Origin of the sequence: Longibaculum muris, from assembly GCF_004343035.1 — a bacterium.
Classification (GTDB): Bacteria; Bacillota_I; Bacilli_A; order Erysipelotrichales; family Coprobacillaceae; genus Longibaculum; species Longibaculum muris.
In genome coordinates, this window is the sequence record NZ_SMCQ01000001.1 from 229,855 (window position 1) to 245,572 (window position 15,718).

Below are 15,718 nucleotides of genomic sequence, written 5' to 3' on the forward strand. Positions count from 1 at the left end.
ATAGAATATTATGAAAATATTAGTTGTTTCAAACATGTATCCTGATAAGAGTCATCCTTTTTATGGGACTTTTGTTAAAAATTTCTGTGATCAACTTCCTTCAATTAATGTTGATTTTGAATTATCAATTATGAAAAAAAAAGATTTAAAACTAGAAAAAGTTTATAATTATATGAAATTCATTTTAGGTACAATATTTAAAATTTTATTTCAAAAATATGATGTGATATATATTCATTATGCATCGATAAGTAGTATACCTGTCATTGTTGCTCATATTTTCAAACGTAATTTGGTGATTTATACTAATGTTCATGGTAGTGATGTGGTGCCAGAAAACAAAAAGCATCAGCTATTTCATATGTTTACAAAAAAAATTTTAAAAATTAGTAATAAAATTATTGTACCTTCTTTATATTTCAAAGATTATGTTGTTTCAAAATACAATCTTGATCAAAATATTATTTACATTTATTCATCGGGTGGTGTGAATCCTAACATTTTTTATAAGATTGATGATAATTTATATAATGAAATTTTTGATGAATTCCATTTATCTGTAAACAAAAAATATGTTGCATATGTTGGGAGAATTACTAAAGATAAAGGATGGGATATATATTGTTATGCATTGAAAAAGATATTAGAAAATAATAATAATATTATGGGTCTTATCGCTGGTTCAGGAAATGAATATCAAAAACTTATTGATTTAACAAAAAAACTAGAAATATATGACAAAATTGTTTTTTTACCATTATTATCCCAAGAGAACTTAAATAAAATATATAATATTATAGAATGTTTAATTTTTCCATCTAAACGTGAAGGTGAAAGTTTGGGGTTAATACCATTAGAGGCAATGTCTTCTGGAGCAATTGTTCTAGTTAATGGAATGGCTGCACCATCGAAATATATAACTGATAAATATGACGGATTTATTTACAAAAAAAATGATATAAACAGTTTAACTAAAAATATTGAGCATATTATCAATCTTAATATATATGAAAAAAAATATATAGCAGATAATGCCCTTTCAAAAAGTACTGAATATTATCCAGACAATTTAAATAAATATTTAAAGGAGATTTTTTATAAATGATTTATATGAAAGAAAAAGATAAATTTAAACAAATTATTCTTATTTTGTTTTCTATCCTTCCATTTATTGATTCATTAAATGGAATATTTATAAAAAATGATATGTTTTCTATTGGTTCATTATATAAGATGCTTTTAATTGTTTATTTAATATTTCTTTTAGCTAAAAAAGGAGACATTTTAAAAATAATTTCAGGAAGTAAATATGTTTTATTTTTTATTATATATATTTTTTTATCAATATTAATAAATCTTTTTTTATTACAAAGTCATTTGATAAGTTATAGCTATCCATTTAAATTAATTTTTAATATTATATTTATGTATATATTATATAGTTGTTTAAAAAATCAAATTATAAATAGAGAATTATTAGATCGTATTTTTAGTAATAATGTTATCTTTATAATAATTTGTATTTTTATTCCTTATATTTTTGGATTAGGAAATACTATTTATTCTGGTAATATTGGATATAAAGGATTTTATTTTTCTCAAAATGAATTAAGTGCAATATTGATTATATTGCTGTTTTATTCTTTATATAAATTATGTAATGATTACTCTATAATTTCCTTTTTAAAATTTATAGGAATACTATTTTGTATTATTATTATGAGTTCTAAGACGAGTATGTTAGTAGCTTTTATAGCAATAATTGTATTATGTATAAATTTTATTTTTACAAAGAAAAAATATATTTTAGATATAATTTATAAATTTAAAAACATCGATTTTAAAAGAAAATTTTTAATAAGTTTAACTATGCTTTTTATTTTAGTTATTTGTTTTTATTTTTTATCAAAACCTATTTTTGGGTTTCTTTCTCGTCAAACTAGTTTAATTACAAACTATAATGGTAGTATTTTAGCAACTATTACAAGTGGGCGTATTTATTATGTAAATGATGCAACCAAACAGCTAATAAATAGTCCATATTATATTTTAAATATTCTAATTGGGAATGGATTTATTTCTAATTTCTTAGTAGAAATGGATTTTTTTGATATTTTCTTTTATATTGGATTAATTGGAGTATTAATACTTATTTGGTTTATTCAATGGATATTTAAGAAAAGTACATATATGTTTGTTAAAGATAAGTCTTTTTCTTTAATCATAGGTTTTATTTTATTATTGTGTTTCTCTTTTGTTGCTGGACATATTTTATTTATGAGTACTTCTGGTATTTATGCATGTCTATATTGTGCTTTTTTGTTAAGTAATGAACATTTTAAGGAGGAAAATAAAAATGGATAATAGAATTAAGATTTCATACTTAGTTGTTACCTGGAATAATCAAGAAATTATAGAAGAATGCTTAAATTCATTGCTTAAATTTGAAAATAAATATGATAATCAAATTATTGTTGTTGATAATAATTCTTCAGATAATACATGTAAGATAATTAAAGAAAACTTTAGTGAAAATGTAGAATTAATTGAAAGTTCTACTAATTATGGTTTTAGTAAGGCAAACAATATTGCTTTAAAATATGCCAAAGGTGATTATATATTTTATGTTAATCCTGATGTGATTTTTATTGAAGATATTGTTTCACCTATGATTAATATTTTACAAAATAAAAGTTATGTAGGTATTGTGAGTCCATGTTTAGTTTATAGAGATAAAAAATATCAAGTCAGTACTGGAAATTTTCCATCAATCAGTAAACTTATTTTTGATGATTTACAAATATATCATCTTGTACCAAGTAAAATAAAAATGAAATTTGCTCAAGCTCAATATAAAAACAAACAAAATAGATATGTTGATTGGACTTATGGAGCAGCTCATTTTTGTAGATATGAAGATGTAAATAAAATTCAAGGATATCCATCAGATATATTTATGTATGGGGAAGATACAGAATTTTGTATGATTTTTTTAAAAAAATTAAACCAGAAAACATTTTATTTAGGATCTAGTGAATTAATTCATATTGGTGGTTTTAGTGAGAGTAAAGTTATAAACAGTAAAAAAGTAACTTATGTTACTCGATCAAATTTAAATTTTGTAAAAAAATATCATAATTATATATACTATTATATATATAAGTATTTATATTTGTTTGTATCATTATTAAAATATTTAATTTTTTCTATTGCAGCCATATTCAAAAATGATTTAAAGATATCAAACGGGAAAATAAAGTGGAAAAATACCGCCAAAACAATTTTTTGTGATAACGAAGATGTATTTGAAAATAAGATTAAATAGCTTATAATTATACTGTTTAAAACTTATATGATGTAGTGTAGAAAGGAATTGTAATTATGATATCTAAAGGAACTATTCATAAAATCATCAATAAATCTGATATTTTATTATATTTAAAATATAGAATTTTTAAAATTAAATGGAGAAAGCGTAATAAACATAATTTCACAATTGCTATGAATGCATTTGATTTAAACAAAGTCAAAGTAGGAAATGGTACGTATGGAAAATTAAATGTTAAACATTTTGGAAATGAGAATGAAATGCTTATTATTGGAAACTATTGTTCAATTGCACCAGAAACAATTTTTATATTAGGTGGAGAACATAACTATCACACACTCTCTACCTATCCGTTTCAAAATAAATATGGACATAATAAGAATGAATCTATAGTAAGAGGTCCTATTATTGTAGAAGATGATGTATGGATTGGGTATGGTGCTGTTATTATGTCTGGTGTTACTGTGGGAAGAGGAAGTATAATAGGAGCAAAATCTGTTGTTACAAAAGATGTTCCTCCATTTGCAATTGTTGGAGGTGTTCCTGCAAAGGTTATTAAATATAGATTTAATAACACAATCCAAGCAAAGATAAGTAAGTTAGATTTATCAACTCTTTCCTTTACTCAAATAATAGATAAAATGGATTATTTGAATATGCAAGTTAATGAAGAAAATATTGATGAAATAATTAGCAAGATTGAGGGAGAAGAGTAATGTTGAAAATCACTATAATTATTCCGTGTTATAATTGCGAAAAATATATAAAAAAATGTGTAGAGAGTATATTAAATCAAACATATCAAAATATTGAAATTATTTTAATTAATGATGGATCAACTGACAATACTGATGCTGTTATTAATTTGATAATGGAAAATACAACTAACATTGTGTATATTAATAAAGAAAATACAGGTGTTAGTGATACGAGAAATGTAGGAATAAATGAAGCAACAGGTGACTATATAATGTTTATTGATAGTGATGATTTTATTGAGCATAATTATATTAACGAATTTGTTAAAGGTGCCAAGGATAATCCTGATTTGATTGTTGGTGGCTTTACATATATATTAAATGATGGATTAAAAGAACAGATTTCAGGAATACAATTTGAAATGATTTCAAAAGAAAATTATTTAGATAAGTATTACTTAGATAGTATAACAAAAAGGATTCTTTTTGGACCTATAAATAAATTATATAAGCGAACATTATTGCAAGATAAAAAAATACGTTTTAGAAAAGATATTTCAATAAGAGAAGACGGAATTTTTGTGTTAGATTATTTAGATGTATGTTCAACTATTTCTGGAATTAAAAATTGTGGTTATTACTATGTTCAACAAATAGAAGGAACATCACTTGTTTCAAAATTTAACAACAATGAATTAAAAATTAATTCATTATATTTCAAAAAGATTTTACAGTTTTTATCTAATGAAAAAGATTCTAAAGTAATAAGAAATATATTTCCAATTTTTTTAAATATGGATTACTCTTCAATAAAAAAATTTTATTTATCAAAAGATTATAATTTTATTAAAGGAATATTATATATATTTAAGGTAAAAAAGGATAGTACGTACAGGTATGCAAGAAATGCTTTATTTAAAGAAAATATAAGATTGTCTTTAAAATATTATAGACCCATTTTATTAATTCATATTATTAATTGTCGAAAAAAATATTTTATATTAAATAAGGACTGTAAATAATTATTGCAGTTTTATTTAACGAAAGGGATGGATTAAATAATGTTTTCACTTATTGTAGTCGATTATAATACTATTTCTGTAACAATTTCATATATTAAAAAATTTTTAAAAGCAATAAATCCAGAAATCTTTTTACATATAATAATTATTCAGAATGGTGATAAAAATAAGGATATAGAACTTTTAACAAATTGTTTTGGTCAAAATAAAAATTATAGCGAGAAAATAGCTGAGAAGGAAGTATATTTTTTTCAAAATGACAAATGCAGCATTTGCTATTGTCATTCTGGGGAAAATCTAGGCTATGCTAGAGGAAATAATTTAGGTGCGAAAATTGCAAAAAAAATATGGAATGATCCATATTTAATTATAAGTAACAATGACTTAGAAATTGATTGTATAAATTTAAATTTAATAGAAGATATATTTATTTCTAATGAAGATGTTGGTGTTATTGGTCCTCAAGTCATCACTCCCTCTGGTATTCAACAATCTCCTCAAAAGTGGAGTTCTGCCTATAAAAGATTAATTGTTTATTATTGGCTACGTTGGGTTGCAGCATTTCTACCAGCCAAAAAGAAATCACAATTTTTAGTAAAACATTGTAATGATATTGTGAAAAATGCATCAAGTGGGAAATGTGATTGGATTTCAGGTTGTTTTATGTTTATTCGTTCTAAGGCATTTTTTGAAATAGATATGTTTGATGAATACACATTTCTATATGGAGAAGAAATGATTTTAAGTCGTAGAATGGAAAAAAAAGGATATGCTGTTTATTTTTGTAATGAACAAATAGTAATCCATAATCATGCACAAACGACAAAAAAAACAATATCTATTATGGAATCAAGGGAATTAGATTTCAATGCTATTATGTATTATTACAAAACATATTGTAACACATCGCCTATTATATTAAGGCTAGCACAAATCAATTTTAATATCTATAAATTCTTTTTTATAAACATAAAAAGATAATTACTTTGATATAAAAAATATTACTGATTAAATGTAATAATTAGGAACAAATCTAATTTGTGGGAGAATATTATTATATACATATAATTTTACTGATAAAAAGAATATTCATAATTAATAATGAGACAATAATAGATTTTAATACGTATATTAAAAGAGCAAAGGAAGAATTTGAAATAGTTCTGGAAGGAGAAATTTATATATGAGCAATTCATTTAAAATACATTCTGTTAAATATAATTTTATTATGAATATGATTTTACGAATGTCATCTTTTATATTTCCAATGATAACTTTTCCATATGTATCGAGAGTACTTTTGGCTGTAGGAAATGGAAAAATAGCTTTTGCTGCATCTGTAATTAATTATTTTAGTTTATTTGCTTCATTAGGAATCCCTACATATGGTGTAAAAGTCTGTGCTCAAGTTAGAGATGATAAGACAAATTTATCTAGAACAGTTCATGAATTATTATTCATAAATTTTATATGTATGATTATTTCTTATATTGTTTTTATAATTATGATGTTTGTTGTTCCAGAGTTCTCTAATAATTCTACTTTGTTATGGATTAATTCTATCAGTATTTTGTTAAGCGTTGCTGGGATAGAGTGGTTTTATCAATCTATTGAACAATATGATTATATTACTTTTAGAAATATAGCATTCAAGGTTCTTTCAATTTTACTTATGTTTTTATTTGTTCATGATAAAAGTGATTATATAATTTATGGAGCTATTACAATTCTTGGAACTGTTGGCTCAAATATATTGAATATTATAAAATTACCAAAGTATATTACTTTAAAAAAAATAGGAAATTATTGTATAAAAAAACATATAAAACCAATTATTTTTTTATTTTTGTATTCTGCAGCAACAATGATTTATACTAATTTAGATACAGTTATGTTAGGGTTTATTTCAGGAGACATACAAGTTGGTTATTACAATGCTGCAATTAAATTAAAAAATATCCTAGTGAGTGTTGTAACAGCATTAGGTTCTGTATTAATGCCTAGAATCTCATATTATTTAACTAACAATTTTAAAGAAAAATTTTATGAAATGATAAAAAAATCATTTGAATTCATTTTTTTAATAGCTATCCCGCTTGCAACATATTTTTATTTTGAAGCAGACTCATTAATTATATTTTTAGCAGGAAATGGATATGAGCAAGCTATTCCTGTTATGAGAGCTATAATACCTTCTATTATATTCATTGGAATAGGTAGTGTAACGGCTTGGCAATTGCTTATTCCTTTAGGAAAAGAAACTTATACAGTCTTAGGTGCAATTATGGGAGGACTAGTTGATTTAATTATAAACATTTTATTGATACCTACATATGGTGCAATTGGTGCAGCAATTGGAACACTGGTTGCTGAAATGGTTGTAGTTAGTGTTCATTTGATTGTATTACGAAATGAATTAAAACATATCTCTATAAAAAAAGATATTATTAAAATTTTTATTTCATTAATAATAACTATGTTTTGTTACTATGTATTAATAAATTGTTTTTCATTTATTAATATATTTGTTAGATTAGTAATTACATTTATAGTATTTTTTGGTGTATATTTATTAATATTGTTCTTCACAAGAGAGAATATAATTTATGAATATTCAACTGTTATTTTTGGCAAGATTTTACATAAATAACTATTATTATATTTGATCAAGATACAGGGAAAATAAAAAAACATCTTTAATTTAGTATCAAAGAATAATCAACAAATATATTAACCTATATTTAGGTAAGTACAATGTATCAAATCTTGAAATTACTGATGTGTTAGATTTTATTGAGGGTATAACGCAGAATATATCAAGAAAATCATTGCAAGACATTGTTGTTGTTTTAAAAAGCATTCTATATTATGGGAAAATACTAAGGTATTCTATATTTGCATTAAATGCCATCCCATCTGTTATAGTTACAAAAAAGAAAATTATTATTTTAGATTGGAAAGATCTTAACAATTTAGAAACATTTATATGTCACAATATGAGTTATAAAAATATTGGTTTATTTATATGTTTATATACAGGAATAAGACTAGGAGAGATTTATGTATTAAAATGCAGAGATATTCTTTTACATGATGAGAAGATTATTATCAACGAATCAGTACAAAGAATTAATGAAAAAAGGAAAAGTTATACAGAAATAGACATGCCTAAAATTGAAAATTTAATTCGTAAAATTCTTATTAATCAAAATTTATATCAATATCTCATTCTGTTTCAAAAGGCACATGGATATATTTTAACAGGAACAGAACATTATTTAACTCCGAGAATATATCAATATTATTTTAAAAGAATTTTAAATTACTTTCATATTAAAGATTACAATTTTCATATTTTGAGACATACCTTTGCAACAAGATGTGTACAGTGTAACGTAGATATAAAGAGTTTAAGTGAAATATTAAGACGTTCTTCTGTGAACACAACACTAGATATATATACACTCATCATTTTTAGTTAAAAAGAAGCAATTAAATAAATAAATAAATAAAACCTACGAAATATTAGGGAAAATTGACAAATTCTTGAAAAGTACACATGAATATGCTAATATTGTAACGATTAAAGAAAAGAGGGATAAAATGGCTAAAAAAGCTAGTAATACAGATAGTATTATTCAAAAAATTACATCTTGGAAAGTAATTATTGCAATTCAAATTATAGCTTCATTAGTACTTGTAGCATTATTTTTTAAACTAGGCGCATTACCAATGAAATATACTTTGATAATTATTGCAGTGGTTTTATTGTTATGTGTTGGGACATTTTTCTTAATGAAACCTTCCGAAAACGAAAAATCAGTAAAAAATATTGTAGGAAAAGTTGTTAGTTTATTATTAAGTGTTGTACTTTTAATGGGTTCATTATATATTGCTAAAGGTAATTCAGTATTAGATAAAATTTCTGGAGCTAATACTCAAACAACAAGAATGGTTGTTGTTACTTTAAAAGATAGTAAATATGATGAATTATCTGATTTAAAGAATCAAACAATTGAAGTTAATAATGCTGTTGATGAAGAAAACATGAAAAAAGCCATCACTGAATTAAATAAAGCAGAGTCTTCAATTAAAACAAATGATGTTAAAGATTTTGATAAATTAGCAAATGATTTATATAGTGGAAAAACACCTGCAATATTAGTTAATCAATCATATTATGCAGTGTTTGAAGCAAATCATGAAAATTTCGAAAGTGAAACAAAAGAAATTTGGCATTATGATATCACACAAGAAATCAAAGATATTTCTAAAAATGTTGATGTTACTGAAAGTTTATTTACAATTTATATTAGTGGAATTGATACATCAGGACCAGTTTCTACAGTTTCAAGATCAGATGTTAATATGCTAGTTACTGTTAATCCGAAAACAAAACAAATTTTAATGACAAGTATTCCTAGAGATTATTATGTAACATTAGCAAATAAAGGTAAAAAAGATAAATTAACACATGCAGGTTTAGCTGGTGTTGAAAATTCTGTTAAAACAATTGAAAATTTCTTAAATATTGATGTCAATTATTATGCAAGAGTTAATTTCACATCATTAGTCACAATGGTTGATGCATTAGGTGGTATTACTGTTGATTCACCAGTTGCCTTTACAACAAGACATGGAAAATATCATATTGTTAAAGGAAATAATAATCTAAATGGTCAACAAGCCTTAGGATTCGTAAGAGAACGTTATGGATTAGCTAATGGTGATAATGATCGTGTTAAAAATCAACAACGTGTTTTAACCGCTATGTTAAAGAAAGCAATGTCACCAAAGATTATTACAAATTACAATAGTATTTTAAATTCTATCGCTGGATCATTTGAAACAAATATGTCATCAAGCGAAATTACTTCATTAATTCAAATGCAATTAGATGATATGGCTTCATGGGATATCCATCAAATTCAATTAAGTGGACGTGGAACATCAATGACTGGTGGGGCATATATGCCTAACAATAAGCTATATTATATGATTCCAAATGATGAAAGTGTATCTTATTGTAGTTCTTTAATTAAGAAGATGATGAATGGTGAAAAAATTACAATAAAAGAATAACTTTGATGGAAAGAGCATTTCTAATGAGAATGCTCTTTTCGTATACAAGTTATATACAACATGATGTTAAACTTGATTTAGAAAGAAGGGGAGATTATGCAAGTATTAAAAAACATACTAAATAAAGTGACACATAAGTTTGTTATAAGTGGTTTGTTATTAGGAATAAGTTTATATTTAATTATTTCACTACTTTTATTAGGAGTACTACCAGTACTATATGCGAGTATAGTCATTATTATTATTTTATGTATTAATGTTAGCTTATTCTTTATGATGAAAACAGATAATGAAAAGTCAGTAAGAGTTATTGTCAGTAAAGTCATATGTGTTGTTTTAAGTATTATCATGTTAATTGGCGGAATATATCTTAATAAAGGAAATAAGACACTAGAGAGTATTACAAGCGCAGATAAAGATACATATACATATTCACTTATTGTATTAAAAGATAGTCATTTGAATTCTATTAAAGATATGAAAAATAAAAAAATTGCTATGAATGTGAAAGAAGATATTCAATACTTTACAAAAGCATTAACTTTTTTAAAAGAAAATAGTAAAGATTTTCAAAGCGAAGAAATTAATGATTTTCATCAATCAGCAAATTATCTTTATCAAAAGAAATGTGATGGTATTTTTATAAATGAGGCTTATCGTACAATTATAGAAGAAAATTATCCTCATTTTACAGAAGAAACAAAAGTTATTTGGTCATGTTCAATTGATAAAAAAATTGAAGACTTTTCTAAAAATGTTGATGTTACAAATAAGCCATTTGTTATTTACATCAGTGGAATTGATACGTTTGGAAATGTTTCAACTGTTTCAAGAAGCGATGTGAACATGATAGTAACAATTAATCCTGTGACTAAACAAATATTAATGACAAGTATTCCTAGAGATTATTATGTAACTTTAGCGAATAAAGGTAAAAAAGATAAGCTTACTCATTCTGGATTAGCTGGCATAGAGAATACTGTTAAAACAGTTGAAAACTTTATGGATATTGATATCAATTATTATGCGAGAGTTAATTTTACTTCTCTTATTGAGATGGTTGATGCATTAGGAGGAATTGAAGTCGAATCAATTGAAGATTTTACAATTGGCCAATATCATTATGTTAAGGGAATAAATCAATTGAATGGAGATCAGGCATTATATTTTGCAAGAGCGCGTTATACGGTTACAGGAGGAGATAATGGACGTGTAGCTAATCAACAGCGTGTTTTAACAGGAATGTTAAAGAAAATGATGTCACCAGTTATTCTTACGAATTATACAAGTGTTCTTGATTCGATTGAGGGATGTTTTGAAACAAATATGTCTGCTGATGAAATAACAAGCTTAATTCAAATGCAATTAAGTGATATGAGTAGCTGGAATATTGTTCATAAGCAAATGTCAGGTCATGGTCAAAAATTAACTGGTGGGGCATATATGCCGCAAAGTAAACTCTATTATATGATTCCAAATGAGAAAAGTGTTCAAGAAAATAAGTTATACATTCAAAAAGTTTTAAAAGGTGAAAAAAATAACTAACAAAGAATAAGAGAATATTTTGTGTTTTTGTGATAAACAATTCTTATTTCATTGTTTTATAGACAAAGTCTTGCTATAATGGATAAAAAAGGAGTTGAAAGTATTGAAAGATGTAACATTAGTTGTAATGGCAGCGGGGATAGGAAGCCGCTTTGGCGGTGGAATTAAGCAATTAGAACCAGTGGGACCAAATGGTGAAATCATTATGGATTATTCTATCTATGATGCGTTAGAAGCAGGGTTTAATAAAATTGTTTTTGTCATTAGAAAAGATTTAGAAAAAGACTTTGATGAAATTATTGGTCAAAGAATCAAAAAGAAAGTACATGTAGAATATGCATTCCAGGAATTAGATGACATTCCTGAAGTTTATCAAGAAAGATTTAAAGATCGTAGTAAGCCTTGGGGAACAGGACAAGCCATCTTAGCATGTAAGAACTTAATTAATGAACCATTTTTAGTTATTAACGCTGATGATTATTATGGTAAAGAAGCTTATATAGAAGCTTATAAGTATTTAACCCAAGAACATCAAAGTGATGTTTTACCAATTTGTATGGTAGGTTTTGTATTAAAGAATACTTTAAGTGATAACGGTGGAGTAACAAGAGGAATTTGCCAAGTCAGTGAAGATAACAAGCTAGTAGATATTGTTGAAACACATAATATTGAACGTATTGATGGGAAAGCTATTGTAGAAGGTAAAGAAATTAATTTAGATTCAGCTGTTTCAATGAATATGTGGGGACTATATCCTGAGTTCTTTGATATTCTTGAAAAAGGCTTTGATGAATTCTTAAATGCTCTAGAAGCCTCAAATTTGAAATCTGAGTATCTTTTACCAACTATTATAGGTAATTTACTTCAACAAGGAAAAGTCTCTGTAGAAGTCTTAAAATCGCATGATGAATGGTTTGGTGTTACATACAAAGAAGATAAAGAATTTGTAAAAGAAAACATACAGTTATTAGTAGAAAAAGGAGTCTATCCAGAAAAACTATAATTTGAAAATATTGGGAAATTGGAAAGTTTAGCTATTTGGATGAAGATATAAAAAACATATTATTTGATAATATTCATTTTAAGAGGGAAACCTCTTTTTTTTTTGTAAAAAAATTAAATTTACTATTCCCAAATACAGGAAAATATGTTATATTATTAATGCAATAAGAGATTATTGTGCGGTATTGTTATGTTCTATTTATATAGGAGAAAGTGAGCCACTTTCTCCTAACTTTTTTGTAACAAAAAGAAAAATACTGGATAACCCTTATCTATTATCCAGTATTTCTTGTCAATTGACAAATGAATCGATTCAGTTTTGGTTTCATATTGATCTTCACAAGAAGCCAGGTTCTTTTAGGCTAAGTCGTAAAGATAAATAGCTGACTCAATAACAACACGCTGCTGATGAGAAAAATCCCTTTCTTAATTTTAAATTTTTTTTAGTTCATTTTCTTAGTTCTTTTATATAAGAGTGTATGTATTGCTATTAAGTTTGTCTCTCAAGACAATCTCATTATATGCATTTCAAGTGAAATAGAAAAGCTAAAAAATAAAAAAACGTGTTTTATCATGAATCATTTTCAAATTCGTCAACTTTTAGGTAAATAAAAATTGTAACAAGCAGAACCTGTTACAATTTATTTTTTTGTTTTCTTCATTAACCCTTTAACATCACCCATAAGCTCGCCTTTTTCATTAACGTTTTCACAAATATAATCCAATGATGCGTTATAAAAACGAGAAAAACGAATCAATTTACCTAAAGAAGGTGTTCTTTGATTAGATTCATATTGTGAAACAATAGGTTTAGACATTTTCAAAGTTTCAGCAACCTGTTTCTGAGATAAGCCTGCTTCTTTTCTTAAAGTTCTTAATCTTTCACCGATACTCATAATTCTTTCACCATCCTTTTAGATATTATACACTAATAAAAATTGCATTAGGGAAACTTCTTGCGATTTGCAAATAAAATTTATCAAAAACACAATAGGGTGGTAAAAAGTGCCTGTAATTGTCTTAAAAGTGACATGACGAATTATGGGAATTTATGTAAAATAATGTATGCGGAAAATATACCGTAAAAGTTCATTTTACAAAAAGAAGGGAAGGGGTTAATATGAACATAGCGATTTGTGATGATCAAGTTGGTTATCTTAATCTGATTAAAAAGAAGATTATAGAATGTTTTCATGAAGAAGAAATTGAATTATATGTTTATACATATTCTTCAGTTGATGAATTCATCGATAGTGTTAAGGAGCACTCTTATCAATTTGCTTTTATTGAAATGAGAGTAGAAAACAATCATGGAATAGAGGCAGCAAAAAGATTAAAAAAACGCAATCCAGCATGTCAAGTTGTCTTTGTTAGTGATCAATATCGACGAGTACCTGAAGCATTTCAAGTACGAGCAAGAGAATATCTACTAAAGCCAATCAAGACAGAAGTATTCAAAGATGTCTTTGACTATCTTATGAATTGGTATTTAGATCAAAACATTAAATTTGTAGTGCCAATTCGAGATATAGGCCGTAAGCGCATATTTTCAGTTGATGAAATCAAATACTTTGAAACATACTATAACGATTTAGAAATTGTCACAGTTAATGATGAACATTTTATGACACATGTTAAAAACAGATACCGCTTACGTACAGCATTAAAATCAAGATGGTTTATGCAAGTCAATCAAAGTGTACTAGTCAATATGAAATGTATCGATTTTTTAACTGACCGAAATGTCATTTTAAAATCAAGGGAAGTTTTTCCAACAAGCAGGGGAACACTTGTTAAAAATCATTTGTTGTACGATAAATTTTTAAAATACATAGAAAAGAAAAAATAAGAAGGAGAGAGAAATTTATGAATATAGCCATTTGCGATGATGAAGAATTTTATGTCCAAGACATATCAACACGTTTAGACAATTTTACACAAACTTTTAAAGATATTCCATTAGACATTGACACATTCACAAGTGGAAAAGATTTAATAAAATCATTTACTAAAAAGAAATATGATTTAATCTATTTAGATATAGAACTAGCTGATAGTAATGGAATTGACATAGCTCAATATGTTCATGATATTAAACCAAATTGTATGATTATCTTTGTAACAAGTCATATGAGTTATGTTAATCAATCATTTATAGTCAATGCATTTCAATTTATAAAGAAACCTATTGAATCAAAATTATTTATAGAAGAAATACAAAGAGCAATCAAAACCTATCGCTCTTTTACTAAGTCATATATGTTTCCAACATCCAATGGAAATCTTATTTTCAAAACAACTGAAATTATATCCTTAGAAACATCTTATAAATATTACAAACTATATTCAACTCGTGGAAATTATTATGGAAATTCCAAATCAATTCAAACAATAAAAAAAGATTTAGAAGAATTTTATTTTTTCAGAATACAAAGAAGTCATTTAATTAATTTATCACATATCAAAGAAATTCAGTATCCAAAAGTTATTATGAGTAATGGTAGTAAAATTAAAGTATCCAAAAAACGATATAAAGACTTCAAAAAAGCATTTAATAAATTTTTAGATCAATAAAAAGATTGAGCATTGATATCACTCAATCTTTTTTTGTCTTTAATATAATTCTTAAAACAACTCTATCTTCTTTTGTGTCATACTGTATATCACCATCATATCGCTTCACAATATCCTTAATCTCCTCAACACCAAAGCCATGATTCATTTTATCGACCAATTTACTTGTTTTATAAAAGCGTGGCTTTGTATGAGGAATGATTGAATTGGTGATATGAATAACTAGGTAATCTTTCTTGTTTCTAGCTTCAAAGTAAATATAACGATTTTCTTCGACTTTCTCACATGCTTCAATAGCGTTATCTAATGCCAAACCAATCAATAAAGCTAATTCATTAATCTCAATATCACCATAGTACATATTCTTGGCGTTTTCTTCATAGATGATATTCTTTTCCTTTGCCAAAGATAGCTTATCATCAATGACACTATCAATCGAAACATTACCAGTATGGATCAGTGCATCT

At 25.5% G+C, this 15,718-nt stretch carries 15 protein-coding genes; 13 read left to right on the forward strand and 2 right to left on the reverse strand.

The window, feature by feature from the left end:
- The first annotated feature begins 10 nt into the window (after nt 1-10).
- The 11 genes from EDD60_RS01075 to EDD60_RS01125 all read left to right on the forward strand — a co-directional run bounded on the left by EDD60_RS01075 (nt 11) and on the right by EDD60_RS01125 (nt 12,678).
- Nucleotides 11-1,105, forward strand: a complete 1,095-nt coding sequence (locus EDD60_RS01075; protein ID WP_132226119.1) for a glycosyltransferase family 4 protein — start codon at nt 11-13, stop codon at nt 1,103-1,105.
- The gene (locus tag EDD60_RS01080; RefSeq protein ID WP_066450882.1) at nt 1,102-2,364 is read left to right on the forward strand and encodes an O-antigen ligase family protein; all 1,263 of its coding nucleotides are present in this window, start codon (nt 1,102-1,104) and stop codon (nt 2,362-2,364) included. The genes EDD60_RS01075 and EDD60_RS01080 overlap by 4 nt, the downstream gene beginning before the upstream one ends.
- Complete coding sequence (locus tag EDD60_RS01085; protein WP_066450880.1) at nt 2,357-3,325, forward strand: glycosyltransferase family 2 protein; 969 nt, start codon at nt 2,357-2,359, stop codon at nt 3,323-3,325. The genes EDD60_RS01080 and EDD60_RS01085 overlap by 8 nt, the downstream gene beginning before the upstream one ends.
- 56 nt (nt 3,326-3,381) lie before the next feature.
- Complete coding sequence (locus tag EDD60_RS16535) at nt 3,382-4,044, forward strand: CatB-related O-acetyltransferase (RefSeq protein ID WP_066450878.1); 663 nt, start codon at nt 3,382-3,384, stop codon at nt 4,042-4,044.
- Complete coding sequence (locus tag EDD60_RS01095) at nt 4,044-5,048, forward strand: glycosyltransferase family 2 protein (RefSeq protein WP_066450873.1); 1,005 nt, start codon at nt 4,044-4,046, stop codon at nt 5,046-5,048. The genes EDD60_RS16535 and EDD60_RS01095 overlap by 1 nt, the downstream gene beginning before the upstream one ends.
- Before the next feature lie 39 nt (nt 5,049-5,087).
- Nucleotides 5,088-6,029 (forward strand): GlcNAc-transferase family protein, encoded by a 942-nt coding sequence (locus tag EDD60_RS01100; RefSeq protein ID WP_066450871.1) that lies wholly within the window; start codon nt 5,088-5,090, stop codon nt 6,027-6,029.
- A 247-nt stretch (nt 6,030-6,276) separates the two neighbouring features.
- Nucleotides 6,277-7,698, forward strand: a complete 1,422-nt coding sequence (locus EDD60_RS01105; RefSeq protein ID WP_276330908.1) for a flippase — start codon at nt 6,277-6,279, stop codon at nt 7,696-7,698.
- A gap of 130 nt (nt 7,699-7,828) precedes the next feature.
- On the forward strand, nt 7,829-8,530 hold the full coding sequence (locus EDD60_RS01110) for a site-specific integrase (RefSeq protein WP_066450867.1): 702 nt from the start codon (nt 7,829-7,831) through the stop codon (nt 8,528-8,530).
- Between the two features lie 121 nt (nt 8,531-8,651).
- A complete protein-coding gene (locus EDD60_RS01115) occupies nt 8,652-10,130 on the forward strand; it encodes an LCP family protein (protein ID WP_132226120.1) in 1,479 nt (492 codons plus the stop codon).
- Nucleotides 10,131-10,226: 96 nt separating this feature from the next.
- Entirely contained in the window at nt 10,227-11,675 is a 1,449-nt protein-coding gene (locus EDD60_RS01120; RefSeq protein WP_066450861.1) for an LCP family glycopolymer transferase, read from the forward strand.
- A 103-nt stretch (nt 11,676-11,778) separates the two neighbouring features.
- The gene (locus EDD60_RS01125; protein WP_082787471.1) at nt 11,779-12,678 is read left to right on the forward strand and encodes a nucleotidyltransferase family protein; all 900 of its coding nucleotides are present in this window, start codon (nt 11,779-11,781) and stop codon (nt 12,676-12,678) included.
- 640 nt (nt 12,679-13,318) lie between these two features.
- On the opposite strand, the gene EDD60_RS01130 is transcribed toward EDD60_RS01125, so the two are convergent.
- Nucleotides 13,319-13,573: a helix-turn-helix domain-containing protein gene (locus EDD60_RS01130; protein ID WP_066450859.1), complete on the reverse strand. Its 255-nt coding sequence runs from the start codon at nt 13,571-13,573 to the stop codon at nt 13,319-13,321.
- Between the two features lie 224 nt (nt 13,574-13,797).
- Between EDD60_RS01130 and EDD60_RS01135 the strand changes: the two genes are divergently transcribed.
- Entirely contained in the window at nt 13,798-14,526 is a 729-nt protein-coding gene (locus EDD60_RS01135; RefSeq protein ID WP_066450857.1) for a LytR/AlgR family response regulator transcription factor, read from the forward strand.
- A gap of 17 nt (nt 14,527-14,543) precedes the next feature.
- A complete protein-coding gene (locus EDD60_RS01140) occupies nt 14,544-15,251 on the forward strand; it encodes a LytR/AlgR family response regulator transcription factor (RefSeq protein ID WP_066450853.1) in 708 nt (235 codons plus the stop codon).
- Between the two features lie 22 nt (nt 15,252-15,273).
- Here EDD60_RS01140 and EDD60_RS01145 read toward each other — a convergent pair.
- Nucleotides 15,274-15,718: GHKL domain-containing protein (locus tag EDD60_RS01145; protein ID WP_165973110.1), on the reverse strand; the 445-nt coding region annotated here is incomplete at its 5' end.